Origin of the sequence: Arthrobacter sp. ISL-5 (assembly GCF_018613835.1) — a bacterium.
Lineage (GTDB): Bacteria > Actinomycetota > Actinomycetes > Actinomycetales > Micrococcaceae > Arthrobacter.
The window spans coordinates 1-23107 of the sequence record NZ_JAGGPM010000002.1 but is presented as its reverse complement, the minus strand read 5'-3'; the positions used below and the strand labels follow the sequence as shown (position 1 = coordinate 23107).

General features: G+C 65.9%; 21 protein-coding genes. 8 read left to right on the top strand and 13 right to left on the bottom strand.

What is annotated here, in order from left to right:
• Nucleotides 1-8: 8 nt before the first annotated feature.
• Nucleotides 9-1529, bottom strand: a complete 1521-nt coding sequence (locus J7I89_RS00905; RefSeq protein ID WP_251044754.1) for a cytosine permease — start codon at nucleotides 1527-1529, stop codon at nucleotides 9-11.
• A 109-nt stretch (nucleotides 1530-1638) separates the two neighbouring features.
• Between J7I89_RS00905 and J7I89_RS00900 the strand changes: the two genes are divergently transcribed.
• Nucleotides 1639-3204 carry a PucR family transcriptional regulator gene (locus J7I89_RS00900; protein WP_214966552.1) on the top strand — a complete coding sequence of 522 codons (1566 nt, stop codon included), beginning with the start codon at nucleotides 1639-1641 and terminating at the stop codon, nucleotides 3202-3204.
• A gap of 159 nt (nucleotides 3205-3363) precedes the next feature.
• Here J7I89_RS00900 and purU read toward each other — a convergent pair whose 3' ends face one another.
• The 7 genes from purU to glyA are packed head-to-tail and all read right to left on the bottom strand — an operon-like array spanning nucleotide 3364 to nucleotide 12232.
• Nucleotides 3364-4260: a formyltetrahydrofolate deformylase gene (gene purU / locus J7I89_RS00895; RefSeq protein ID WP_214966551.1), complete on the bottom strand. Its 897-nt coding sequence runs from the start codon at nucleotides 4258-4260 to the stop codon at nucleotides 3364-3366.
• Between the two features lie 3 nt (nucleotides 4261-4263).
• Nucleotides 4264-5637, bottom strand: a complete 1374-nt coding sequence (locus tag J7I89_RS00890; RefSeq protein ID WP_214966550.1) for an L-serine ammonia-lyase — start codon at nucleotides 5635-5637, stop codon at nucleotides 4264-4266.
• Complete coding sequence (locus J7I89_RS00885) at nucleotides 5637-6272, bottom strand: sarcosine oxidase subunit gamma (protein WP_214966549.1); 636 nt, start codon at nucleotides 6270-6272, stop codon at nucleotides 5637-5639. Before J7I89_RS00885 ends, J7I89_RS00890 begins: the two co-directional genes overlap by 1 nt.
• A complete protein-coding gene (locus tag J7I89_RS00880; protein ID WP_214966548.1) occupies nucleotides 6265-9213 on the bottom strand; it encodes a sarcosine oxidase subunit alpha family protein in 2949 nt (982 codons plus the stop codon). Before J7I89_RS00880 ends, J7I89_RS00885 begins: the two co-directional genes overlap by 8 nt.
• Nucleotides 9210-9632: a sarcosine oxidase subunit delta gene (locus tag J7I89_RS00875; RefSeq protein ID WP_214966547.1), complete on the bottom strand. Its 423-nt coding sequence runs from the start codon at nucleotides 9630-9632 to the stop codon at nucleotides 9210-9212. The genes J7I89_RS00880 and J7I89_RS00875 overlap by 4 nt, the downstream gene beginning before the upstream one ends.
• 27 nt (nucleotides 9633-9659) lie before the next feature.
• Nucleotides 9660-10880 carry a sarcosine oxidase subunit beta family protein gene (locus tag J7I89_RS00870; protein ID WP_214966546.1) on the bottom strand — a complete coding sequence of 407 codons (1221 nt, stop codon included), beginning with the start codon at nucleotides 10878-10880 and terminating at the stop codon, nucleotides 9660-9662.
• Nucleotides 10877-12232, bottom strand: a complete 1356-nt coding sequence (glyA, locus tag J7I89_RS00865) for a serine hydroxymethyltransferase (protein ID WP_214966545.1) — start codon at nucleotides 12230-12232, stop codon at nucleotides 10877-10879. The genes J7I89_RS00870 and glyA overlap by 4 nt, the downstream gene beginning before the upstream one ends.
• 174 nt (nucleotides 12233-12406) lie before the next feature.
• On the opposite strand from glyA, the gene J7I89_RS00860 reads away from it, so the two are divergent.
• On the top strand, nucleotides 12407-13078 hold the full coding sequence (locus J7I89_RS00860; RefSeq protein ID WP_214966544.1) for a GntR family transcriptional regulator: 672 nt from the start codon (nucleotides 12407-12409) through the stop codon (nucleotides 13076-13078).
• 161 nt (nucleotides 13079-13239) lie between these two features.
• Nucleotides 13240-13773: a hypothetical protein gene (locus J7I89_RS00855; RefSeq protein ID WP_214966543.1), complete on the top strand. Its 534-nt coding sequence runs from the start codon at nucleotides 13240-13242 to the stop codon at nucleotides 13771-13773.
• A gap of 82 nt (nucleotides 13774-13855) precedes the next feature.
• Here J7I89_RS00855 and J7I89_RS00850 read toward each other — a convergent pair whose 3' ends face one another.
• The 3 genes from J7I89_RS00850 to hxlB form a co-directional block, all read right to left on the bottom strand.
• Nucleotides 13856-14392, bottom strand: a complete 537-nt coding sequence (locus J7I89_RS00850; protein ID WP_214966542.1) for a hypothetical protein — start codon at nucleotides 14390-14392, stop codon at nucleotides 13856-13858.
• Between the two features lie 516 nt (nucleotides 14393-14908).
• A complete protein-coding gene (hxlA, locus tag J7I89_RS00845) occupies nucleotides 14909-15532 on the bottom strand; it encodes a 3-hexulose-6-phosphate synthase (protein ID WP_214966541.1) in 624 nt (207 codons plus the stop codon).
• A 66-nt stretch (nucleotides 15533-15598) separates the two neighbouring features.
• Nucleotides 15599-16201 carry a 6-phospho-3-hexuloisomerase gene (hxlB, locus tag J7I89_RS00840; protein ID WP_214966540.1) on the bottom strand — a complete coding sequence of 201 codons (603 nt, stop codon included), beginning with the start codon at nucleotides 16199-16201 and terminating at the stop codon, nucleotides 15599-15601.
• Between the two features lie 176 nt (nucleotides 16202-16377).
• Here hxlB and J7I89_RS00835 point away from each other — a divergent pair, with 176 nt between their 5' ends.
• From J7I89_RS00835 to J7I89_RS00825, 3 genes are read left to right on the top strand one after another with little or no spacing between them, the layout of a single operon-like run.
• On the top strand, nucleotides 16378-17691 hold the full coding sequence (locus J7I89_RS00835; protein WP_214966655.1) for a response regulator transcription factor family protein: 1314 nt from the start codon (nucleotides 16378-16380) through the stop codon (nucleotides 17689-17691).
• 27 nt (nucleotides 17692-17718) lie between these two features.
• The gene (locus tag J7I89_RS00830; RefSeq protein ID WP_214966539.1) at nucleotides 17719-18300 is read left to right on the top strand and encodes a GNAT family N-acetyltransferase; all 582 of its coding nucleotides are present in this window, start codon (nucleotides 17719-17721) and stop codon (nucleotides 18298-18300) included.
• Between the two features lie 26 nt (nucleotides 18301-18326).
• Nucleotides 18327-19136 (top strand): IclR family transcriptional regulator, encoded by an 810-nt coding sequence (locus J7I89_RS00825; protein WP_214966538.1) that lies wholly within the window; start codon nucleotides 18327-18329, stop codon nucleotides 19134-19136.
• 59 nt (nucleotides 19137-19195) lie between these two features.
• Here the strand turns inward: J7I89_RS00825 and J7I89_RS00820 are convergent, their stop codons facing one another.
• Complete coding sequence (locus tag J7I89_RS00820; RefSeq protein ID WP_214966537.1) at nucleotides 19196-20332, bottom strand: aromatic ring-hydroxylating dioxygenase subunit alpha; 1137 nt, start codon at nucleotides 20330-20332, stop codon at nucleotides 19196-19198.
• 83 nt (nucleotides 20333-20415) lie between these two features.
• Nucleotides 20416-21621 (bottom strand): NAD(P)/FAD-dependent oxidoreductase, encoded by a 1206-nt coding sequence (locus J7I89_RS00815; protein ID WP_214966536.1) that lies wholly within the window; start codon nucleotides 21619-21621, stop codon nucleotides 20416-20418.
• A 253-nt stretch (nucleotides 21622-21874) separates the two neighbouring features.
• Here J7I89_RS00815 and J7I89_RS00810 point away from each other — a divergent pair, with 253 nt between their 5' ends.
• Both J7I89_RS00810 and J7I89_RS00805 read left to right on the top strand, forming a co-directional pair.
• Nucleotides 21875-22225 (top strand): bifunctional 3-phenylpropionate/cinnamic acid dioxygenase ferredoxin subunit, encoded by a 351-nt coding sequence (locus J7I89_RS00810; protein ID WP_214966535.1) that lies wholly within the window; start codon nucleotides 21875-21877, stop codon nucleotides 22223-22225.
• 37 nt (nucleotides 22226-22262) lie between these two features.
• A partial coding sequence (locus tag J7I89_RS00805) for a BCCT family transporter (protein WP_214966534.1) occupies nucleotides 22263-23107 on the top strand: 845 nt, incomplete at its 3' end.

The following is a 23107-nucleotide window of genomic DNA, read 5'->3' as shown; positions in this document are numbered from 1 at the left end:
GTTCCTTTCTAGAGGACGGCGGGGGCTGTTGACGGGGTTACTGTCTCCGGGACGGCTGCCGGGACCTGCTGCGATCCGGCGTCAGCCAGAAACTTGCGGTGAACCCGGGGGCCAAGAACCGCGTAGCACGCGGCGCTGCTGAGGCCACCGGCGAGCCAGGACAGGTCCCAGCCGCCCAGGGCCACGGCGATGGGGCCCTGCATCACGGGAACCAGCCCGTACATGAACAGCCAGGTGGCGAAGATGCCCACCAGCAGCGACACGACGCCGGCCCAGTTGACGCCCGGGAGCCGCTTGGTTCCCACGCGGTCGAACAGCCGTGCGGGCTCGCCCGGCCAGCGCTTTTCAATCCAGAAGTGGTGCACCAGCATGACCCCGCCCCAGGCCGCCACCCAGGCCACGAGTCCGATGAGCCAGGCGTCCAGGACGGCGGCGAAGTCCTCCTGGAAGATGAAGAAGACGACGGCGGCGAGTGAGAAGACTCCGACGAACAGGTTCAGCTTGCGCCGGCTGATGGTGATGTCGAGGGCCTGGGTGGCGACGGAGAAGGTGTAGATGTTCAGGATGTTGGTGGCGATGGGGCCGTGCAGGACCATGAGGAGGACGGGCAGGGCCATGACGCCGAAGTTCTGGACGATGAGTTTTCCGGGATCGATCTCGCCGCTGTTCGTGGCCAGGCTGGCGCCGAGGATGCCGAGCCAGACCACAGGAATGAACTGCCCCAGGACCGATGCCAGGTAGACCTTGCGCTTGGGCACTTCGGTGCTGACGAACCGGGAGTAGTCGGCGGCGTAGGTGAACCAGGTGATCCCCCAGCCGATGCCGATCGCCGTCATGACGGCGCTCATCGCGGCGATCCGCTCCGAGCCTTCGAGGATGTTGCCGGCGGGACCGGCGTAGGCCCAGTCGATCTTCATGCCGAACCAGGCGACCGCGGACATGACCGCAAGAATGATGATGGTGGGCGGCACAGTCCACTTTTCAAATGCCGCGATGGCCTTGTAGCCGAACCACGCAATGGCCACCTGCGCAGCCATGATGGCCGTGGCGACGCCGATCTTCCAGCCATAGTTCTGGGCAGTCGGGTCAACCCAGCCGAGGGTTCCGAACAGCGCCATCACCAGATCCAGGATGATCCAGGTGTTGACGGCGCACCAACCGATCACCAGCAGCGCCTGAATTGCGGCCGGCAGGTAGTTTCCGCGCCGTCCGAAGGCCGCGCGGGCCAGGACCATGCCGGTGGCGCCGGTCTTCTGGCCGAGCAGGACAAAGCAACCGAACAGCAGCATTCCGATGAGGTTCCCCAAGACGAGGACGGTCACGGTGTCGGCGAAGCCGAGCCCGAGGTGGATGCCGAGGGCGCCGAGGACCCAGTTGATGGGCGCGAGGTTGGCGCCGGCCCAGATCCAGAACTGTCCGGAGACTTTCCTGGTCCGCTGGGATTCCGGAATGGGCTGAAGCCAGGCTTCGACATCTTTGTCGGCTGCCGGCACTGGGCCGGCCGAGGCTGCAGTGGAGTTGTTGTGCATGGAGGGCCTCCATTGGGGGAACGGGGATACAGCCAGATTATGTGTCCCAGGCCACACTCAACAAGATACGATGTGTACATCAAAACAGCCCTTTGTACTACGGAGCGTCATGCCTATTTTGCTCACTGAGGTACTGAAACATCCCACCCTCACCGCCGCCGATCCCGTGATCCGTGCAGGGGCGTCCGCAGCCGAGGGGACGCAGCTGCGGTGGGTCCATTCGAGTGAGGTTCTGGACATTGCGCCGTTGCTCAGCGGTGGGGAACTCCTCCTCACCGGGGGCGACGCCTTGGTTTCGGCGTCGGACGCCCGCCGCGTGGACTACGTCCGGCAGCTGGCTGAGCGCGGCGTCGGGGCCCTGGCCGTGGAAACCGGGCAGACCCTGGCCACCCTTCCGTCGTCGATGATCCAGGCCGCGGAGGAAGCGGGGCTGCCCCTCATTGAGCTCCGCAAAGTGGTGCCTTTTGTGGGCATCATGCAGGCGATCAATTCGGTCCTGGTGAGCGAATCGGTGGCGCACCTGCGCCGCGCCGATGAGGCCAGCCACGCCATGGCGGTGGAACTGGCCCATGGAAGCAGCCTGGACCAGATCCTTGCGGTGCTGGCCGGGATCCTTGAGGCAACCCTAGAGCTCTCCACGGTGTCCGGCGTGACAATGGGCAGCGCGGCGCCGGCCGGTGACGGCACCCACCAGCCGGAGGACTCCGGATCCGGGGAACGGCACGGAAACGGGCCGGAACCTGACGGCACGCTGATCAATATCGATGTCCCCGTCCGCGGCGTGCCCTCGGCGCGGCTGGCCATCAGCGTCCCTCCGCAGGGCGACGTGAACCTGGCCCGCATTGCGGGAGGACGCTGCGTCGACATCCTGTCGCTGGCGCTGCTGCAGCGGATGCCACCCGGGCTGAAGGAAGTGGCCGGGACTGCTCTCCTGCGTGCGGTCAGCTCCGGGGCCCAGCCCTGGCGGCTTCAACAGCTCGCTCCCGCCGCCGGGATACCGTCCTCGGCAACGGTGGTGACGGTGGTCATCCGGACCTCCACGTCGCAGCAGTTGCGGACCGCGATGGACAAGATCCTGAAGAAGTCCGCCCAGCAGAGCGCCAGTTATGTGGACAATTCGGAGCTTCTCGCCCTGGCCGTTCTCCCTCTGGGCCGGGAAGCCTCGGCGCGTGCCGATCTCGTGGCGGCGTTGCGCGCACTGCCCGTTGAGCCCGGAACCATGACGGCGGTGGGCCCCCTCGCCGCCGGGATCGAGAACGCACCTTGGTCGCTCACCGAGGCCAGATGCGCCCTGGACCTCGCCGGGAACGGAGCACTCCGGCCGGCGGAACGGCCGACGTCGGAGACGGCCGGAGTGGTGGTCGACGTCGAAGAACTCGCCGTCGAGCGTTTGGCTGCACAGCACCTGGACCACGGGGCACGGCGGGATTTTGTGCGCCAGCAGCTCGGCCCCGTGCTGGAGCACGACGCGCGGCGGAACTCCCAGCTGCTGGCAACCCTGGCAACCTGGCTCGACTCCGGCTGCAACACGGCACAGGCCGCCAGGGAACTGCATGTGGAGCGGCAGTCGATGCATCACCGGCTGCAGCGGATTTTTGAGTTGTGCGGCGGAGATCCGCGCGGAACCGGCCGGCTCGCTGCGCTGCATCTGGCCACCCGGCTGGCCGCTCTGTAGCCCCGGCGGACATTAGGACGCTCTCTCACCTTCCGCAAGAAAAACCGGCACGCTCTCTCACTTCCCCCAAGGAAGTGAGAGAGCGTCCCGGTTCAGGCGACACCAAGTGATAGAGCGTCCCGGTAGAAGCGACAGGAAGTGAGAGAGCGTCCTGCGGGGCTAGCGGAGCACCACTGTCCTGTTGCCGCGGAGGATCACCCGGCCCTCGCAGTGCCAGCGGACGGCGTTGCTCAGGGCCTTGCACTCGGTGTCGCGGCCGGCGGCCACCAGGTCCTCCGGTCCGTAGGTGTGGTCCACCTCCACCACCTGCTGGGCGATGATGGGCCCCTCGTCGAGTTCCGCGTTGACGTAGTGCGCGGTGGCGCCCACGGTTTTCACGCCGCGGGCATAGGCCTGGTGGTACGGCTTGGCGCCCTTGAAGCTGGGCAGGAACGAGTGGTGGATGTTGATGGCACGCCCGGCGAGCTTGCCGGTCAGCTCGTCGCTGAGGACCTGCATATAGCGGGCCAGGACCACCAGTTCGACGTCGAACTCGTCCACAAGTTCCAGGAGCCGGGCCTCCGCCTCGGGCTTGGTGGCGGCGGTGACAGGCACGTGGAAGAACGGGATCCCATGCCACTCCACGAGCGCCTGGTGGTCGGTATGGTTGGACACCACGGCCACCACGTCCACCGGCAGTTCGCCGATCCTGGCGCGGAAAAGCAGGTCGTTGAGGCAATGCCCGAACTTCGACACCATGATCAGCACGCGGCGCTTAGAACCGTGCGGCTCCAGCCGCCAGCTCATCCCGAAGCGCTCAGCCACCGGGGCAAAAGCGGCCCGCAGGGTGTCCGCGGTGGAGGCATCGCCGTCGGACGCAAAGTGCACCCGCATAAAGAAGTGCCCCTCGGAGCGTTCGCCGAACTGCTGGTTGTCGATGATGTCGCAGCCGTGTTCCAGCAGGAAGCCGGAGACGGCGTAGACAATGCCCGGCGACTCGCGGCAGTCCAGCGTCAGGACGTGCTCCACGGTGGTCGGGGTCGGACCGGTAAAGGAATCAGTCTGAATGGCAGTCATGGCTCAGCACTCGATCACATTCACGGCGAGGCCCCCTCGGGACGTCTCCTTGTATTTGGTTTTCATATCCGCTCCTGTCTCACGCATGGTTTTGATAGCTTTGTCCAGCGACACCTTGTGGCTGCCGTCGCCGTGCAGCGCCAGCCGCGCGGCGTTGATGGCCTTCACGCTGGCGATCGCGTTCCGTTCGATGCAGGGGATCTGCACTAGGCCGCCCACTGGATCGCAGGTCAGGCCGAGGTTGTGCTCGATCCCCACCTCGGCGGCGTTTTCCACCTGTTCGGGGATGCCGCCCAGCACCTCGCACAGCCCGGCGGCCGCCATGGAACAGGCCGAGCCCACCTCGCCCTGGCAGCCCACTTCCGCGCCGGAGATGGAGGCGTTGATCTTGAAAAGGATTCCGACGGCGGCCGCGGCCAGCAGGAAGCGGACCACACCGTCGTCGTCCGCTCCCGGAACAAACTTGACGTAGTAGTGCAGCACCGCCGGCACGATGCCGGCTGCGCCGTTGGTGGGGGCGGTGACGATGCGACCGCCGGCGGCGTTTTCCTCGTTGACGGCCAGCGCGAAGAGGTTCACCCACTCCATGGCCCGCAGCGGGTCGGTGACGCCGGTGTCCGCGGTCAGCGTGCGGAACAACGACGGCGCCCGGCGCCTGACTTTCAGCCCGCCGGGCAGGATCCCTTCCGCGGCGCAGCCGTTGTCCACGCATTCGCGCATGACGGCCCAGAGCCCCAGCAGTTTCTCGCGGAGTTCTGCTTCGCTGCGCCAGACCAGCTCGTTGGCGAGCATCACGTCGGAAATCGACATGCTTTCACGCCGGCAGATCGCCAGGAGTTGGTCGGCCGTGGTGAAGGGGTACGGCAGCGGGGTGTCGTCCGCCACCACCTGGTCGCCGGCGTCGGCGTCGCCGTCAACAACGAAGCCGCCGCCAATGGAGTAGAAGCTTCGTTCGCTGACTACGGCGCCGGTGTGATCCAGTGCCCGGAAGGTCATTCCGTTGGGGTGGGCCGGCAAAGATTTGCGGCGGTGCAGCACCACATCCTCGTCCCAGTTGAAGTCCACCCGGTGGTGCCCGCCGATCCGGAGTTCAGCGTTGAGGGCGGCCGCAGCCACCTGATCGTCGGCGGTGGACGTGTCCACGGTTTCCGGTTCCAGGCCCTGGAGGCCCAGGACCACGGCTTTGTCGGAGCCGTGGCCGCGGCCGGTGGCACCGAGCGACCCGAACAGTTCGGCCTGGACCCGGACCGTGGCAGCCAGGTGACCATCACCTTTTAGGCTGTCGGCGAACAGCTTCGCTGCCCGCATCGGGCCGACCGTGTGTGACGACGACGGCCCGATGCCAACGGAGAACAGGTCCAGCGCGCTGAGCGCCATCAGGGCACCTCGGGTGAAGCGAACTCCCTCATGGCGTCCAGGAGCCACCGGCCCAGGTAATCCGCGAATGAAGCGCGGGGGAAGAGCCGGAAGCTTTCCTCCCCGGATTTCAGCAGGGCGACGGGGATGTTGCCCACCTCGGTCGACACGGCGGTACCGGGCGTGAAGCTGCGCGGGTGCAGGTCCAGGGCGCAGCCCTTCTCCAGCACGGCACGGGCACGGGGGCCGCTGAGCTCGAACGTGGTGCGGTTGGCGGAGAGGTCCACCACCTGCCCCGGGGCGTCGCCCAGGGCGGCTGTGAGGGAGCCAATGAGGTCTCCGCCCAGGGAGTCGTGCGCCTCTTCCGGAGCCACGACCAGGAACTCGGACGGGCCGAGCCACAGAACGCTCACACCCTCCTTGCCGCCGACCTCGCCGCAGCGTGCCGGCAGGCCGCCGGCCACGGACGCGATCCGGGCGCCTTCCTCGGAGTTCGGATCCACCCGGACGCCGGCCATGGTCTGGAACGGGCCCTCCTTGAGGGCCACCGTCCCTGGAACGGAGCCGGTCTCCATCGCCTTGGCCAGATGGGAGGCCGGGCTGCGGCGGATTTCCCGGAGTCCATTGATGCCTGCGAATGCTGCGGTGTTAGCCATCTTTGCGGGTCCCTTCGGGGTCAAAAAGTACGGTTTCGGCGACGACGACATCAACCAACTGGTCGCCGGCTGCGGCCACGAGGGTCTCACCGATGCGGTTGCGGCCGTTCTTGATCAGCGCCAGTGCGAACGACCTTCCAAGCGCGGCGCTGTGGTAGCTCGAGGTCACGAAGCCCTGCATGGGCACGGGTCCGTAGGCCGGGTTCACCGGGATACCCTTCTCCACCAGCTGGGTTCCTTCCGGCAACCGGAGTGAACCGTCCACGGGCAGGACACTGACGAGGTGCTTGCGGTCCTCGCGCTGGGCGTCTGCCCTGGCGTAGGAGCGCTTGCCGATGAAGTCCTTGGCCTTTGAGACGACCCATTCCATGCCGGCATCCTGCGGCGTGACGGTGCCGTCGGTGTCCTGCCCGACAATCGGGTAGCCCTTCTCGGCCCGGAGCACGTGCATGGTTTCGGTGCCGTACGGGGTGATGTCGAACTCGGCGCCTGCTGCGGCCACGGCTTCCCAGGTGTTCAACCCGTACCAGGACGGCACGTTGATCTCGTAGGCCAGTTCGCCGGAGAACGAAATCCGGCAGATCCGCGCCTGCACGCCGGAGGCGAGCGTGGTTTCGCGGAAGGTCATGAACGGAAACGCCTCGGCGTCGAGCCCGCCGTTGGCGGCGAGTTCGGGTGCCACCTTGGCGATCACCGCGCGGGATTTGGGCCCGACGACGGCAATGGTGCTCCACTGTTCGGTCACCGAGGTGCAGTGCACGTCCAGTTCGGGCCATTCGGTCTGCAGCCATTCCTCCAGCCAGTCCAGCACCTTCGCGGCGCCGCCGGTGGTGGTGGTCATGAAGAACCGGTCCTCGTCGAGGCGAAGGGTCACGCCGTCGTCGAAAATCATGCCGTCCGCCATGCACATGACACCGTAGCGGGCAGAACCCGGAGCGAGCTTCTTGAACGCGTTGGTGTAGATCCGGTTGAGGAACTCACCGGCGTCCTTGCCCCGGATTTCAATCTTGCCGAGCGTGGTGGCGTCCATGAAACCCACGGACTCGCGGACGGCGGCGCACTCGCGCAGCACGGCGGTGTCCATGTCCTCGCCGGACTGCGGGTAGTACCAGGGCCGCTTCCACTGCCCCACGTCCTCGAACAGCGCGCCCTGTGCAACGTGCCACGGGTGGATGGACGTGACGCGGGCGGGGTCGAACAGTTCGCCGCGCTGGCGTCCGGCCAGTGCCGCGAAGGCCACCGGGGTGAACGGCGCGCGGTAGGTGGTGGTGCCAATGTCGCCGATGCCCCGGGACGCCTCGCCGGCCTGCCGGAGCGCGGCGGCGATGACGCCGATCGCGTTGACGCCGGAGGTCTTGCCCTGGTCGTTCGCGGTGCTGATGGAGGTGTAGCGCTTGATGTGCTCCACGGACCGCATGCCGGCCCCGGTGGAGCGGAGGACATCGGCCACGCTCTGGTCGCGCTGGAAGTCGACGAAGTGGTGGTGCCAGTCGTCCGGCGTGCCGGACTGCCCCGGGACCAGCCACAGCTGGCGGGTCGGGGCGGACGCTTTCGGCTCGCCGATCACGGACGGCTCGACGGCGGATTCGAAGCCGGCCGCGATCGCGGCCGAGGCTCCGGCCGAGATGCCTTCGGCGAGGCAGTCCTCGAGTTCGAAGCTGCCGCGACCCGAGCCAATGGTCTGCTGGTTCGGGACCACGGTGCTCGGCACGAACGCCGCCAGGTCCTCGTCCCAGCGCAGCTTTCCCTGCCGCTGCGAGTGCAGGTGCACCAGCGGGCTCCAGCCGCCGGAGACTGCCAGCAGGTCGCAGGCGATCTCTTCGATGCCGGAGGTGAGCTCGCCGTCGTCGTTGATGCTGCGGACGGTCACGGAGCTCAGCCGGCCGTCGCCGGACCCGGAGGAAGCGGTGTTGGCCACGGCGCTGCCGATCAGCACCCGGGTGCCGGCCTCGACGGCGGCGGCAGCCACCGGGGTGAGGCGGGGACGGGCGTCGACGACGGCCGCGACCTTGACGCCGGCGGCGCGCAGGTCCGCGGCCAGGGCATAGGCGGTGTCGTTGGTGGTGCCGATGACAACGCGCTGCCCGGCGGCGACGGCGTAGCGGTTGAGGTAGCTGCGGACGGCCGAGGCGAGCATGATGCCGGGGCGGTCGTTGTTCTCGAAGACCAAAGGCCGTTCATGGGCGCCGGGAGCCAGGACCACCTGATTGGCACGGATGTGCCAAATCCGCTGGCGGGACACCCCGGGAGCTGCCGGGCTGGACAGGTGGTCGGTGCGGTTCTGGACGGCGATGACGTAGTTGGCGTCGTAGGCGCCGAAGGCCGTGGTGCGGTTCAGGACGGTGCAATCGGCCGCGGAGACGAGCTCGGCTTCGACGTCCGCCACCCATTCCAGGGCCGGCATGCCCTCGATGGTGTCGGCCAGGTCAGGCGCCGTGGATCCGGAGAGGAGCGTGCCGCCCAGCTCGGGCTGGTCGTCCATCAGGATCACGCGGGCACCGGTGCGCACGGCCTCGCGTGCCGCTGCCAGGCCGGCGGGGCCGCCGCCGACCACCAGGACGTCCGTGTGGACGTACTTCTTGTCGTACTCAGCGCGGTCATCCTCCGGGTCCAGCCGTCCCAGGCCGTTCAGCAGGCCAGCCTTCAGTCCGTCCACCAGGGTGACGGTGGTGGCCGGGAGCATGGACTCTGCCACGTGGCCGGCGAACCTCGGCTCGATCCGGACCAGCGCGTTCGGTTCCTCCACCCCGGCGGCCAGGATGCCGCGGGGCCGGTCCTCGTAGAGGGAATTGCCGACGGCGATCCGGCCGTTGGCGAGCAGGGCCGAGGCGAGCGTGTCGCCGGGGTGGCCGGTGTATTCCTCGCCGTCCACGGTGAAACGCCAGGAGATGCTGCGGTCGATGCGTCCGCCGGCGGCGAGGCGGGCGTTCTGGGAAGTCACTTGGTTGCTCCTTCCGGGGCGGTGGTGCCGGACTTAGTGATGCCTGGGGCAGTGCTGGTTGCAGAGGTGCTGGGCGCGGTGGTCCCGGTGGTGGTGCTGTCAGCGGCGAGGCTGGCAGTGCCGGATTCGGGGGCTGCCGGGACCGCCGTCGAAGGCCGGGGCGCGCCCATCGGGTAGACGGCCTGAATGTCGTACGTGACCGTGTCACGGAGCATGTTGAACCACTGGCGGCAGCCGGTGCTGTGGAGCCAGCGTTCGGCGAACGTTCCCTTGGTGTTGTCCCGGTAGAACAGGTATTCGGCCCATTCGCGGTCGTTCAGCTCGTTCGGGTTTTCCGGGTACGGTACGTGGGCCTGGCCGCCGTAGTGGAATTCGGTCTCGTCGCGCGAGCCGCAGTTGGGGCATGAGATAAGCAGCATGTGCGTCTTCTTTCTATGGGACGGCGGCTAGTGGGCGACGGCGGCTGCGCCGTGTTCGTCGATCAGCGCCCCGGTTTCGAAGCGCTCCAACGCAAAAGGCTTGTTGAGCTTGTGCGGGGCGCCCGTGGCGATGGTGTGCGCGAACGTGAGTCCGGCAGCGGGGGTCCCCTTGAACCCGCCGGTCCCCCAGCCGCAGTTGACGAACATGTTGTCCACGGGGGTGGTGCCCATGATGGGCGAGGCATCCAGCGTGGTGTCCACGATGCCGCCCCAGGTCCGGAGCACGTGTGCCCGGGCGAAGATGGGGAACAGCTCGACGGCGGCTGCCATCTGGTGCTCGATCACGTGGAAGGATCCGCGCTGGCCGTAGCCGTTGTAGGAGTCGACGCCGGCGCCCATCACCAGTTCGCCCTTGTGGGCCTGGGAGACGTAGACGTGCACGTGGTTGGACATCACCACGGTGGGGTGGACCGGTTCGTGCAGTTCGGAGACCAGCGCCTGCAGGGGGTGGGACTGGATGGGGAGCCGGAAGCCGGCCATTTCCGCCAGGACCGAGCTGTGCCCGGCGGCGCACAGGCCCACCTTTTCGGTGTTGATGGTGCCGCGGTTGGTCTTGACGCCCACCACGCGGTTGCCGTCCTTGAGGAAGCCGGTGACTTCGCAGTTCTGGATGATGTCCACGCCCAGTTCGTCGCACTTGCGGGCGAAGGCCCACGCCACGTGATCGTGCTTGGCGATGCCGGCACGGGGCTGGTAGGTGGCACCCATAACGGGGTAGCGGATGTTGTCGCTGATGTTCAGGATGGGGCAGAGTTCCTTGACCTGGTCCGGTTCCAGCCACTCCGCGTCCACGCCGTTGAGCTTGTTTGCCCCCACGCGCCGGATGCTTTCGCGGACATCACCCAGGGTGTGGGCGAGGTTCATGACGCCGCGCTGGCTGAACAGGAAGTCGTATTCGAGCTCCTCCGGCAGGATTTCCCAGAGCTTCAGGGCGTGCTCGTAGATGGCTGCGCTCTCGTCCCAGAGGTAGTTGGAACGGATGATGGTGGTGTTCCGCGCCATGTTGCCGCCGGCCAGCCAGCCCTTTTCCAGGACGGCGATGTTGGTCATGCCGTGGTTCTTGGCCAGGAAGTAGGCGGTGGCCAGACCGTGCCCGCCGCCGCCCACGATCACGGCGTCATAGGAGGACTTGGGCTCCGGGTTGTGCCAGAGGAATTCCGGGTGTTCCGGGAGCTGGTGGGTGCTCACTGGGCTGCTCCAATCAAGTCTGCTTCGAAGTCGGCAATCTTGGTGCCGCTGTTCAGGTGCGGGTAGAGGGGGAACCGGTCGGCCAGCGCCGTGACCCGGGCGCCGAGTTCGACGGCGGTGTCCTCCGCCAGGGTTCCGACGCCGTCCGTGCCACCGCCGGCGGCGGAGATGAGCGCCGTCGCAATAATGTCCGCCACTTCGGTGAAGTCGGCGGCACCGAAGCCGCGGGTGGCGAGTGCCGGTGTTCCGACGCGGAGTCCGGAGGAGACCATCGGCGGGCGGGGGTCGAACGGGACGGCGTTGCGGTTGACGGTGATGCCGATCCGGTGCAGCACGTCTTCGGCCTGCTGGCCGTCGAGTTCCGAGTTCCGCAGGTCCACGAGGACCAGGTGGACGTCGGTGCCGCCGTTGACCACGGAGATGCCGGCCGCTGCCACGTCATCCTGCAGGAACCGTTGGGCGAGGAGCTTGGCTCCCTCGAGGACGCGTTCCTGGCGTTCCTTGAATTCCGGGCCGGCTGCCAGCTTGAAGGCCACGGCCTTGGCGGCGATGACGTGCTCCAGCGGGCCGCCCTGCTGGCCCGGGAAAACGGCGCTGTTGATCTTCTTGGCGTACTGCTCCTTGGCGAGGATGACTCCGCCGCGCGGTCCGCCCAGGGTCTTGTGGGTCGTGGTGGTGACGACGTCGGCGTACGGCACCGGGTTGGGGTGCAGCCCAGCCGCGACCAGGCCGGCGAAGTGCGCCATGTCCACCATGAGGTAGGCGCCCACGAGGTCCGCGATCCGGCGAAACTCGGCGAAGTCGAGCTGGCGGGAGTAGGCGGACCAGCCGGCCACGATCAGTTTTGGCTTGTGCTCAAGTGCCAGGGCCTCGACTTCAGCCATGTCCACGCGGAGGTCGGATTCGCGGACGTGGTACGGGACCACGTTGTAGAGCTTGCCGGAGAAGTTGATGCGCATGCCGTGGGTGAGGTGGCCGCCGTGTGCCAGGTTCAGGCCCATGATGGTGTCGCCCGGGTTCAGCAGTGCGAACATGGCGGCGGCGTTGGCCTGCGCGCCGGAGTGCGGCTGGACGTTGGCGAATTCCGCGCCGAACAGGGCCTTCACCCGGTCGATGGCGAGCTGCTCGATCACGTCAACGTGTTCGCAGCCGCCGTAGTAGCGCTTGCCCGGGTAGCCCTCGGCGTACTTGTTGGTCAGGACCGAACCCTGCGCCTCCATGACGGCCGCGGGAGCAAAATTCTCCGAAGCGATCATTTCGAGGGTGGACTGCTGGCGGACCAGCTCGCGGGCAACGGCCTGCTCGACCTCTGGATCGACTACGGAAAGTCGCTCATTCAACTGCTCAACCACGGATGCTCCTTTGAAATACCATTTTGCCTGTAACTGATATATCAGTGTGATGACAATGGTATGATCGGAATCACAACAGAGTCAATAGCAGGACGTAAATTGGAACCGGGCTTCCGTTTGAAGCTCGGAACCAGTACCTAAGAGGACCCCAGTACCGAAGAACGGAGCCGCGCTGTGAACGCACTTCCCGTCTTGCCTCCCGCCGAGGACGAAGCACTGTCCCAGGCGGAGGCGGCTTACCGGCAGTTGCGCGACAAGCTGATCATGCTCGAAATCCGGCCGGGCGAACCTATCAACGACGGGCAGCTGGCCGCCGAGCTCGGCTTCGGTCGCACGCCCGTGCGGGAGGCGATAAAGCGGCTGGAGGTGGACCACCTGGTGGTGTCCTATCCGCGGCGGGGAACCTTTGCCACCAACGTTGACCTGACCGAGCTGGCCGACGTCTCGGAAATCCGGGAGCTCCTGGAACCTCTGGCTGCGCGCCGTGCCGCGATGAGGGCCAGCGTCGCCATGCGCCGCGAACTGCTGAGCGTTGCCAAGACCATCGCGGAGCTGGCTCCCGGCCCCGCAGAATCCCGCGAGCTCATGAAGTACGACCTCACGGTGCACCGCCTCATCTACAAGGCGGCAGCGAACCCGCATCTGGAAGACGCCCTGATCCGCTACGACAACCTGGCAACGCGTATCTGGTGCCTGGTCCTGGACAAGGTCCCATCCGTGAGCGGCCACATCACCGAACACGTGGAGCTCCTCAGGGCGGTGGCCGACGGGGACGCCGACAAGGCCGGTGAACTCGCTTTGCATCACGTCACGAGCTTCGAAGAGACCATCCGCAAGGTCCTTTAGGCACGGCCGCGCGCAACGCTAATTCCGCGCAACCTTGTTAGCAACCTTGTTAACGGCCACGGCGGCGGCTATTCTGCCAGAAACGTTCGTCGCCAATGAGGGTGACAGCCAGCCAGGCACCCGTCCCTCGAGGCCTGCCCAGCGTTTCGAAAGAGGCCGCCGTGTCCGTTGAACCCAGCCCGTCCGATGAACCCGGCGCTCAGGCCAAGTCCCGCCGCAGGCTCCTGCTTATTGTCGTTGCCGCGGTACTGGTGATCCTGGCCGGTATTGCCGTTGCCGTTTCGTCGCTGGCCACCAGGCCAGGCCAGGAAACCGCCCCGACGGCAAGTGCAACGGCCTCCCAGCCGTCTGACCCATTTTCCACCTCTCCGGCGAACTCCGACGAACCGGCTTCCCCGGCAGTTCAGACATCCGCGGCAGTTCAGTCATCCCCGGCCAGCCCGAAAGCAGTGAGCCCACAGGAAGCCGAGCTGCTCGACGAAGCAAACACCGTCTGCGAGATGCGGCTCATCGAAAAGCACCCCACCGCAGTGATCGAGCCGGGCACCAAGTCCACCGCCAAGGCGACAGCCGGCAGCTTCGAAACCGCAGGCTCCTACACTGACGAGACTGCCGGCAACGCCGCGCCTCAGCAGTTCAAGTGCTCCTCGGTAAGTAGCGGCGGCAGCTGGACCGTGGAACTGGAGCAAGGCTAGAACGGACTTGAAAGTGGAATCCCCCGGGACATTCCCCGGGGGATTCCTTTATGCGGCCGGCACGCGCCGGCCGGGTCGGTGCCTAGTGGCCGCCTCCGCCGATCACTCCCTTTTCCACGGCCTTCGTGACGGCATCGGCCTCAGCCTGCGTCAGGGTGCCGTCGGTGACTGCCGTATCCAGCCTGGTCTTCAGGGCGGCCGCGCGCTCCGCCTGGGCGGCGGCGCGGATTTCCGTCAGCGCCGCGGTGACCTCGGATTCGTCGACACCGAGTGCGGTCGCCAAGGACTTGGCCATCGCCGCGTCCTGGGCCGTGCGGTCCGGCTTGGTGCCCTCGGCCGGCGGAGTGGTGGGCTTGTTGGCCTCCCGGAACGCCTGGAGCGCCTCGGTCACCTTGGCCTCCTCGACGCCGAGCTTTGAGGCGAGGTCCGCGGCGATCTGGCCGCGGTCCCCCTTGTGGCCGCCCCGCATGCCGTCCGCGGACGCGGTGCTGTCCGCGGACGCACTCGCGCTCGGGGTTGGCGTGGTGGCTGCGGAGGCCATGCCGGTGACTCCCAGTCCGGCGCCCAGTGCCAAGGCTCCGGCCGCAACGCCGAGCGTGATTCTCTTCGTTCGTGACATGCTCTGTCTCCTCGATCCGCCGTACGAAACGGCTTGTGGCTAAGGGCCTCTGGTTCAGCCCTCTCACACAAAGATGAGGCAACGGGATATGGCACCGCTGTTCGGAAACTGTCAGGAACCTGTGAGAGTCAGGTGCACGGTCATTTCCGGCGTTTCGGCCAATTCACGTTCAGCAGCAACAATCCCAGCAAGAGCGAGTCGACTGTCATGATGGCCGCCATGAGGTAGGCCCAACCCGCCATCATGCGTTGCTCACCGCCAGCCGATGGCCCGAAGTGCGGGTATGGATCAGACTCTTCATTACAATCTCCTGACTTGGATCCCCCAGCCATTCGATAGTGCATCAAGTGTGGCACGACGTCGTCCAGGAAGGAACGGCCCCAAGCGTACGACGGCGGCGCTCACCGAAACGGCGCCCCGCACCAGAATGGCGGCCCGCACCGAGAGGTGCGGACCGCCGTCGGGGTTTCCCGGAACCCGTCAGGCGCCGGAGCGCCTGCTAGATGCCGGCGCCTGCTAGATGATCGCGGCGCGCAGCTCCTTGGCGGCGAGTGCGGGATCGGCGGCGCTGTAGATGGAGCCGCCGACGACGGCGACATCCGCACCGGCACGCTGCACGGCGTTGATGGTGGAGATGTTCACGCCACCGGCCACGGAGAACGGCACCCGGGCTTCCTCGCCGGCGCTGAGCAGCACGTGCAGGTCGTAGCCCGGCTTGGCCTGCTCATCAAGGCCAGCGTGCATCTCCACGAACTTCGCACCCAGCGCGCGGACTTCCTTGGCCCGGGTCACCTTGTCCTCAACCCCGATCAGGTCAACGACGACGCCCTTGTTGTGGGCCTTGGCTGCCTTCACTGCACCGGCGATGGTGGAGTCGTCGGCACCGCCCAGCACGGTGACGAGGTCAGCACCGGCGGTGAAGGCGATGTCGGCTTCGAGTTCGCCGGCGTCCATGGTCTTCAGGTCGGCGAAGACGATCTTGTCCGGGTGCGCCGCCTTCACGGCGGTCACAGCGGACAGCCCGGCGTTCTTCACCAGCGGGGTGCCGAGCTCGATGATATCGACGTATTCGGCGACCTGTCCTGCGAGCTCGAGGGCGGCTTCGACGGTCAGGACATCCATGGCGACTTGCAGTTTCATGTGTTGTTCTCTTTCTGGTTGAGGCGGGGTTTAAAGGGGTGGTTTTCGGTCAGCGGGCGTGGCCGCTCATTCGAGGTTCGCGTGGCGCTGCCAGAGTTCCTCGGGGGATGCGGCGTCCTCGTCCCACAGGCTTTGGAACACCGCTTCGGTGGTGGCAAACAGCACCTGCTCGAACAGGCTCCCCGAGTACTGCCGGGACACGGCGGAGCCGTGGTCCGTCTTTTGCGCGGCAGGGATAAGTACGACGGCGGAGGCTGCCTTCGCGAGCGGGGAACCGGAGTTCGTGGTGTAGACGGCGATCCGGGCGCCCTGTGCGGCGGCCGTTTCCGCCGCCTTGACGACGCCGGCGGTGGTGCCCGAGCCCGACGCCGCGAGAAGCAGGTCGCCGGAGCGGATGGCGGGCGCCGTGGTTTCGCCGGCGACGTGGACCGTCAGCCCCAGGTGCATGAGCCTCATGGCCGCCATTTTCAGGACGAGGCCGCTGCGCCCAGCCCCGGTCACGAAGATTCTGTCGGCCAGCCTCAGCTCTGTGACCAGGGCCGCGACCTGTGCCGAATCGACGCGCTGGAACACTTCGCTGATTTCGTCCTGGACAAGGAGCCGGTTGCGGTCAAAAGCCCGGGACACATCGGCCGGGGCGGCCGGATCAGTTTCTGAGACGACGCTCATTGGCAGTATCTCCTTCACGAAAGTTGGTACCTCTCCATCCTCGCCCGCCTGTTGAGTGGGGCCAACGGCATGATCGGACGGTCTTAACCACCCAAAGGGATAGGCAAATCGGCGGGAGCCCGTAAACTGGGCAGGTGGTAACTCCTATCGAAGCTCCCGAAACCGCTCCCCCGCTCATGGAAGCCGGGCTGCTGGACCTGAGCACGCTCGTCCGCCACGCGGAGCCACTGCTTGGTGCAATCGCCGCGCTGTCCAGCGCGCCGCTGGCGACCATCGCCGCACGGCTGCGCGACGCCACGCTCCCCTATGTGCGCAGCAGCGCCCTGGTCATCTTCACGGAGGACTGCACCGGCCGGCCGCAGAAAAAGGCCGGCGACGAAGCCATCATCAGCCGCGTGTCCATTGCCGAACTTGACCACATCCGGGCGTCGGTGTCTGGCTCCGATGGCGGCAGGACCGGCTCCCCCTGGCAGGGTGAAGCCGTGCTCGGGGGAGCCAAGCGCCCGGTCCTGGCCCTCTCCTCACCGAGCAACGCGCTGCTGGTCCTCGCCGACCCGCAGCCCCTGCCGGATCCCGCTGACCGGCTCCCTGCCGAGCGGCTGCTCCGCTACCTCTGGGCGCTGGCCGCCGAGCGGATCCGGGAAAAGGTGGCGGATGCGCCGCCGTCGTACCTTATTGAGTCCCGCGCAGCCTCGGCCGAACGCGTGAGGGTGACAGCCGAACTCGTGGACAGGCACTCCACCACCCTCGAAACCCTGATCGCCGCGCTGCGTTCTCCGGCCCTCGCCGACGAGGCTGCGCGCAAGGCGGCCACAGAAACCGCTGCCAAGGCCCTGGTGGGACTCCGGACGCTCAGCGACCGCACCACCGAACTGGTGGAAGAACCCGTGTCGTCGGCGTTCCAGCGTCTGCGCGAGGATCTAAAACCGCTGATGCATTTCAGCGGCATTGATGTCCAGTTCATCGAACCTCCCGTCAATGGCCGTGCCCTGCCTGGCGAGGTGGCCCACGCAGCCCGGGCGATCGTCCGAGGCCTCGTCCTCGCGATGGTGGACCAGGGCGGGGTCCGCCGGATCCGGACGCAGTGGGATTGCGACGGCGAGAACCTGTTGGTAAACGTGCGCGACGACGGTCCGGGCGAGCTGTCCGGAGAGGCCCCGAACATGGCCCGCCTGGGCGACCGGGTCGAAGCCCTGAACGGACGCATGTCGGTCGATGTGATGCCGGGCTGGGGCGCGGACGTCGCCGTCGCCATTCCCCTCGATCCGCCGGCGCGCCAGATGGCCGACGTCGCGGAGTGGAATCTTGGCGACCGTGAGCTTGAGGTGCTCCAGCTCCTGGCTGCCGGGCAGCGGAACCGGGGAATCGCCGCGAAACTGCACATCAGCGAGAACACGGTGAAGTTCCACCTGCGGAACATCTTCCGCAAGGTGGGTGCGTCTTCCCGTACGGAAGCCATCGCGATGGCCAACAGCAAGGGCCTGCGGTAGGCAAGGAGCGCGAGCGAAAGGACACGCATGGCGATCGAGATCCGTCCGGCAACCCGGTTCGAGGACGTGAAGGTCATGGTGGGGCCCAAGCGGCCCGACGCGAACGTGTGCTGGTGCCTGAGCTACCGCATCCCCTCTAAGGAGCACCTGCAGTTGCGCGGCCCCGAGCGCGGGGAACGGGTGAAGCAGCTGGTGGGACAGGATCCGCCGCCCGGCGTGCTCGCATACGACGGCGACGAGGTGGTGGGCTGGGCGGCCGTCCATCCGCGCGCCGACACCAGCTTTGCCCGCAACCGCAAGATTCCGCACGTGGGCGACCTCGATGTGTGGTCGGTGTGGTGCATTAGGGTGCGGCCGGGACACCGCGGTGAGGGAATCTCCCACCACCTGCTGCAGGGTGCCGTCGACTTCGCCCGCAGCTACGGGGCGCCAGCCATCGAGGGCTACCCGGTCGATAACCGGCGCAGGAAGGTGGACCTCACCATGGCGTACGTCGGAACACGGACGCTCTTTGAACGGGCCGGCTTCACGATGACAGCCGACACGGACTCTGTGATCAACGGCTTCCCCCGCGTTCTGATGCGGCTCGATCTGCGTCAAACCACTTAACCCAATGCTTCTGGAGAGTACGAATCATGGCTTCAAACATTGACCCCGAATCCGACGTCGATGCGGAGTCAGGTCAGCAGGGCGGTGTCCAGTCTGTTGAGCGGGCCCTTGCGGTCCTGGAAATCCTAGCGCGGGACGGCCATGCGGGCGTCAGCGATATCGCTGAGGAAATGGGTATCCACAAGTCCACCGTCTCCCGACTGCTGGGTTCCCTGCTGAGCAGGGAAATGGTCCAGCAGAACACCGAGCGCGGGAAATACCAACTGGGGTTCGGCATCCTCAGGCTGGCAAGCTCCATCCCCGGGCGGCTCAGCCTGGTCCGCGAGGCCCGGCCCGTACTGGAAAGCCTGGCCGAGGACTTCAAGGAGACGGTGAACCTTGCCGTCCTGCGCTCCAACTACGCCGTCAACGTGGACCAGGCCATGGGGCCGTCAACCCTTGCCACGTATGACTGGGTGGGCAGTCTCACGCCCCTCCACGCCACCTCCAGCGGCAAAGTCCTGCTGGCGGCGCTGACCGCGGAGGAACGGAACCGCGTGCTGCAGGAGACCGGGCTTCCGGCCCGTACTTCCCGGACCATTACCAGCAGGAGCAAGCTCGAAACCCAGCTTCTCGAGGTCGCGCGCGACGGCTACGCGGTGGTCCGGGAGGAGTTTGAGATCGGACTGAAATCCATGGCCGTGCCGGTGTACAACCACATCGGAACGGTCATCGCGGCGGTCAGCATTTCCGGGCCGTCCTTCCGTTTCGACCCGGAAAATACACCCGGCCTCATCCAGGGCCTTCGGGAGGCGGGGCTGAAGATCAGCGCAAAGATGGGCTACAGGCAGCGTTAAACGGGTTGAGCCCGCCGGGGTCGGCGGGCTCAACCATGTTTCGATACGTCGGATCCGGCTCAGCCAGCGGGCTTGACGTCGCCGATCATTTCCTGGACCCAGTCGTGGAAGGCGCCGATGTGGTGCTCGCTGGGCACCAGCACGCCGCCCTTGGCGTAGATCTTCGAGCCCATGGCCGGCTGGCACCGCTCGCAGGCGTCGAAGTCCTGCTGGTTCACGCGGTGGAACAGCTCCACCGAGGCGCTGACGTCCTTGCCGCTCTCCACCACGCTGGGCAGGTACAGCCAGTCGCATTCCACGATGGTGTGATCCGCGGCCATCGGGAACATCCGGTGGATGATCACGTGGTCCGGGACCAGGTTCACGAACACCGTGGGCTTGATCGTGATGGCGTAGTAGCGGCGGTCCTGTTCCTCGCTCACACCGGGGATGTGGTCCAGGCCCTCGGAGCCGTCCACCGTGAAGCCCTTGACGTCCTCGCCGAACTCCGCGCCGTGGCCCACGAAGTACTGCGCAGCCAGGCCGTCGGCGAACTCCGGCAGGACCTCGGTCAGTTCCGGATGGATCGTGGCGCAGTGGTAGCACTCCATGAAGTTCTCAATGATGAGCTTCCAGTTCGCCTTCACGTCATACCGGATCCGCCGGCCCAGGCTCAGGTTCGCCACGTCATAACCGTCGATGGCATGCACATCACCGAGCCGCTCCTCGATGGCGCCCATGACGTCCTCTTCGAACGACGGCGGCTCATCGGCCAGGCACACCCAGACATAGCCCAGGTACTCCCGGATATGGACCTTCACCAGGCCGTACTCGTCCCGGTCGATGTCCGGCATCTTGGTCAGGTTCGGCGCCGCGATGAGCTTGCCCTCGAAGTCATAGGTCCAGGCGTGATACGGACACTGGAACGAACGGGCCGCTTCGCCCTTTTCCTCCATGCACAGCTTCACCCCGCGGTGCCGGCAGATGTTATAGAAACCCCGGATCTGGCCCTTGCGGGTGCGGCTGATCAACACGCTCTCCCGCCCGATCTGCACCGTCTGCCAGGCACCGGCCTTATCCAGATCCGCCGACCGGATAGCGCAGAACCACATCTGCTCAAAAATCCGCTCCTGCTCAGCCCGGAACACGGCCTCATCCACATAAGTCGACCCCGGAAGGGTAGGAATCAGACTCGGGGTACTTACCTCAACAGACAATTTGTCCTCCTTGGAACAGCACTAGTTAGTGCTTGGAACTTGTGAACATGAACTTCTTGCCGACATTGACGGCGGAGTACTACTCAAGGCGCTGAAGCAGCCACCAATCCGGACTGGTCCTCTGGCTTGCGCGCCTGGCTCACCAGGTTGCGCCGCCACTTGGTGAACAGCCGTGGCTGGTTCATTCCGAGAACGGCCACGGCGTCGTCGCCGAGGTAGTAGACGGCAAGGAAATTGTGTTCCTCGGGATCACCTGCCTCTATTTCCACGCGGTCATGACCGTCGGAGTGTCCGGCGAACTGGATCTTGACGCCGTGCTGGTCTGACCAGAAATAGTGTGGCTTCAACGGTTGCCCTGCGGAACCGCTGTCCAATAGAACCTGAACTGCGAGAGCCGCCCGCTCAAGCGCCCCTGTCCAATGCTCGACCCTCCGGTGACAACCCCGGGACTCGTCGAACCAGGCCGCGCAGTCACCGACGGCGACAATTCCGGGGATGTTTGTACGGCCCATGGCATCGCACACCACGCCCGAGCCCAATTGGATGCCAGATTCCTCCAGCCATTCGGTGTTCGGCTCGGCGCCGATACCTACTACGACGACGTCTGTCGAAAGCTGGCGGCCATCCGTCAGCTTGAGTCCGGTGACGGCACCATCTGCACCGTAGAACTCTTCGATGACCGCACCGGAAATCAGATCCACGCCGTTGGCTGCGTGCAACTTGGCGACAACGGCTCCCATGTCCTGTCCAAGCTGCGCGGCAAAGGGAACCGGCGCATTGTTGATCATGGTTACCTGCATCCCGCGAGAGGCAGCGGCGGAGGCAACTTCGGCACCGATGAAGCCGGCACCGATGACGGTCATGCGGGCACCGGCTACCAGCCTGGGGGCCAGGCCTTGAGCATCGGCGATCGTCCGAAGGTAAAAGACATTCCCCAGTCCAGCCAGCGCGGGTAGCTGCCTTGCACGCGCGCCGGTAGCAATGACGATGCCGTCGGCACTGACAGATTGTCCGTCTTGCAGATGGATGGTGCGCGAAGCAGCATCCAGGCCAACGGCGCCGCCTCCGAGCATCCACTCTGCCTGCAGCCCGTCGTCATCCGTCTCTAAGAACAGGTCCTCGGCCGTGATGCTGCCGAGAAGGAAGTCCTTGGATAGCGGCGGCCGGTCATAGGGACGGTGGTGCTCATCGCCTATGATGACGAGCCTTCCGGCGAAGCCTTGGGCGCGGGCTGCCCTGGCTGCGGAGAGCCCGGCCAGCGAGGCTCCAACGATCGCAAGCGTCTCCATAATCTACCCATCTCTGAATTGCTTGATGCGCAACATCAATCACGATATGCAACAGCGTGACGCATGACACGCTCAGTGTCAACAGTCCGGGGTGCGCGAAAAAAGGAACGCGTAACGGCCGAAATGCCTTGACATCGAGTATGACCTGGCGCACGCTGTTGCTTACCGCGAAATGTGTTGATCCCTGCGGAACAGAATGACAGCGACACTTCTTCCGATTCGCAAATCTCATCTGAATGAAAAGAGGTGCTTCATGCACAAGGCCTGCCCGCTCAGTGAACTTGCACCCGGGGAGGCGCTGCGGCTCGACACTGCCCCACCCATCGCCGTCTTTCATACGGAAGAAGGCGAACTTTTCGCCATTGACGACACATGCACCCATCAGGATGCCTCCCTGGCCGACGGCTATGTGGAGGACTGTTGGGTTGAGTGCCCCCTTCACGCATCCAGGTTCAACCTCCGTACCGGAGCCCTCGATGCGCCTCCGGCCAAACTGCCGGTACGCGCTCACGAAGTGCAGATCGTCGACGGCTACATCATGGTCATCGAATCGGACGAAGCCCCCAACCTTCCGCCCGGTCTAACCCTCGACGGCCATGTTTAACCGCAAGCCCATGACTCGCCGAGCAAAGGACCCGCTCATGGCCATCAGTAGTGACCTAAAGCCCTCAACCCCTGAAGACCTACCTGCCGAGACTGGCGTGGCAGGGACTCCCCCTAGCGAAGAACCCGAAAGTACGGAGAACACCACAGCAGTGATCATTATCTCCAAGGAAGAAAGCACCACCCCCGCAGTCCTCGACCCGGAGGACGCAGGCGTAGCGAGCTTGCCGGACGCCGAAGAGTACGAGCAGATTCTGGAAGAGCTGCGCCATGCCAAGACGGAGCAAGCCGCTGCGGAAGGCCGGAACCACAAGCTCATCCTCGACAAGGTCACCTTCGGAATCACGGGCGCCATCGCCGTCGCCTTTGTTGCCTGGGGCTTTGTTGGCCGGGACAGCCTCTCCGTCACCTCCACAAGCGTCCTGAACTGGGTCATGGAATACACCGGCTGGCTCTTCATGGTCACCGCCTCGCTCTTTGTGATCTTCGTCCTCTGGCTGGCCCTGGGCAAGTTCGGCAACATCCCGCTGGGCAAGGACGGCGAAAAACCCGAATTCCGGACCGTCTCCTGGGTCGCGATGATGTTCGCCGCCGGCATGGGCATCGGCCTCATGTTCTACGGTGTGGCCGAACCGCTCTACCACTACATCTCTCCCCCGCCCGGCACCGTGGACGGCCGCACCCCCGCAGCCATCCAAACCGCCATGGCCACCTCGATCTTCCACTGGACCCTGCACCCCTGGGCCATGTACGCCGTGGTCGGCATCGCCATGGCCTACGGCACCTACCGCCTCGGCCGCCGGCAACTGATCTCCGTCGCCTTCACCTCACTGTTCGGCGTCAGGACGGTGGAAGGGCCGGTCGGGAAGTTCATCAACATCCT